The sequence below is a fragment of the Fibrobacter sp. genome, assembly GCF_045131395.1.
In the GTDB taxonomy this organism is placed as follows: Bacteria; Fibrobacterota; Fibrobacteria; order Fibrobacterales; family Fibrobacteraceae; genus Fibrobacter.
On the sequence record NZ_JBGUQY010000038.1, the window covers coordinates 1 to 2,128 of the forward strand.

Below are 2,128 nucleotides of genomic sequence, written 5' to 3' on the forward strand. Positions count from 1 at the left end.
GGCGCCTCCAATTTCGAGCAAGCGGAAAAAATCCGGAAGCAGAAGCAGAGGAGCCTCCGCCGCTCTTCCGGCGGCTACGGCTATTGAGGAGGATGCAAAAATGGGAAAGTGCTTTGAAGAGGTTATGAGCGAGGAAGATTTTTGGAAGTTTTACAACGCGCTTAACAACACGCGAAAGCAGCTTGACGAGTTTGACGAAGTGCTCCGCTTTCACCCAAGCCGGCTGCACGATAAAAAAAATAAAATTTACGACTTGCTTGGCGACTTAATGCAAATGTTGCGCGACTCGCCCGCCGCTCCCGCTTGCGTCAAGGACGATGTGAAAGAGGGCGAATAGCGAGGGAGTGTTATATCATCAACCCGCCTCCAAGAACGCGCCAGGCGCAATCCTAGGGCCATCTTTGAATGTTTTGTGTGGGTCATAGTTCTATGACTGTGGGTCTATTGACTTTTTTACCAAAAGTCTATAAATGTATTGATAATATACGCCCCCTAGCGGGGGGTTTTGGGGGGAAACGATGGGGCTTTATGACGAGAAGGAAAAGTGGCTGCAGCAGTTTCCGGAGGTGAAATTCTCCGAGTTTTACCGCGACATTTTTCCGGAGGGAAGCTTTGAGGCCGAGGCCGGAAAGCTGGACGACTACGAGCGGACGGGCAAGGGTAACGGCTTCATCGTTTACGAGATGGAGGACGGCCGGAAACATACGCGGATGGTTTTTGACGGCCTTGAAGAAATCGGCAAGCAGCTCGACAAGAAGTCCGCGTTTATGTCTTGCATTTCGTATTTTGGAAAAAACAGAACGGCGGCGAACGCCCGCGAGATGTTTGCGCTCGTGTTCGACTTGGACGAAGTTGGCGGCGAGGAAATCCGGCTTTTTTGGGAAGCTTGGGTGGAAGGTCTTGGAGGACGCGCGCCGCGTCCGACTTACATAGTCAATTCCGGCGGCGGCGTTCACCTTTACTATGTGTTCGAAATTCCGGTGCCGCTTTATCCGAACATTCAGCGCGAATTGAAAGATTTAAAATACGCTTTGACTGAATTGATTTGGAACGGCGACACATCGCGACTAGAGCAGCGGCAATACCAAGGCATTAACCAAGGATTCCGGCTTGTCGGATCCAGGACGAAGCGCGGCGAGACCGTCAAGGCCTACTTGACCGGCGGCCGCGTTTCGCTTGAATACCTCTCCCAATTCGTTCCGGAGGAATTCCGGATTAAGGACACCTTCTACCACTCGCGCACGACTTTGGCCGAGGCGAAGAAAAAATGGCCGGAGTGGTATCATCAGCGAATCGAACTCGGACGGAAGCGGAAGGGGTGGACTTGCAACCGCGCTCTATACGATTGGTGGAAGGGCAAGTGGCAGCTCGCCCAAGTCCACCACCGATATTTTTATATTATGAGCCTCGCCATCTACGCCTTGAAGTCCGGCGTAAGCCTTGAAGAGTTGCGCGAGGACGCGGAGGAACTTCGCCCGCAGCTCAGCAGCCTTTCGAAAGAAAACCCTTTCACCGAGGACGACGTCGCGTCGGCCTTGGAGCTGTATCAGGAATGCTTCCGGACTTTTCCCCGGAAGGAAATCGAGAAGCTTACGGCTATCGAAATTCCGGCGAACAAGCGGAACGGACGCACGCAGAAAAAACACTTAGAGAGAGCGCGCGCCGTTCAGAAAATCGACTATCCGAATTATGAATGGGCGGGCCGCCCGTCCGTCCGGCAAGTGGTGGAGGACTTCATCAAGAGCTATCCGCCCGCCACCTGCGAGGACTTTATGGAGAGCACCGGGCTATCGCGCGCCGTGTGGTATAAATACAAGCGGGAGTTCCGAGGGGCGCAGACCCTTGGAGCGGGTGAGCAGAGCGGCGTTGACGAAGCCCCCCAACGAGGGAGGGGCGGAGGCAAGGCCGCGAGGCGAGGGCGGCAGCCATAGCGCGGGAATTGCGGCTTTGCCTTGAAAACGATAGGCAAAGTCGCAATGATTCCGCGCGGGGGTTCAAAGGGGCGTAGCCCCTTGACCAATGGACTTTTGCAAAAAGTCCGTATTGGGCTACGGACTTGACAGAGTCCGTGCGGGCGGGTTACACTGGAACCCGAGCGGCGAGACCACACGCGGGAAAAGCTGCACGG

The 2,128-nt window shown here is 54.8% G+C and carries 2 protein-coding genes; both read left to right on the plus strand.

The features are described from left to right. Positions 1-337, plus strand: a 337-nt coding sequence (locus tag ACJMNB_RS09565; protein ID WP_405341844.1) for a hypothetical protein, incomplete at its 5' end; no start/stop codon positions are given. 181 nt (positions 338-518) lie between these two features. Next, positions 519-1,931, plus strand: a complete 1,413-nt coding sequence (locus ACJMNB_RS09570) for a hypothetical protein (protein WP_405341846.1) — start codon at positions 519-521, stop codon at positions 1,929-1,931. Positions 1,932-2,128: the final 197 nt, after the last annotated feature.

Coding starts and splice junctions, on each gene's coding strand:
- ACJMNB_RS09570 (WP_405341846.1), top strand. CDS start 519: ATGGGGCTTTATGACGAGAAGGAAAAGTGGCTGCAGCAGTTTCCGGAG.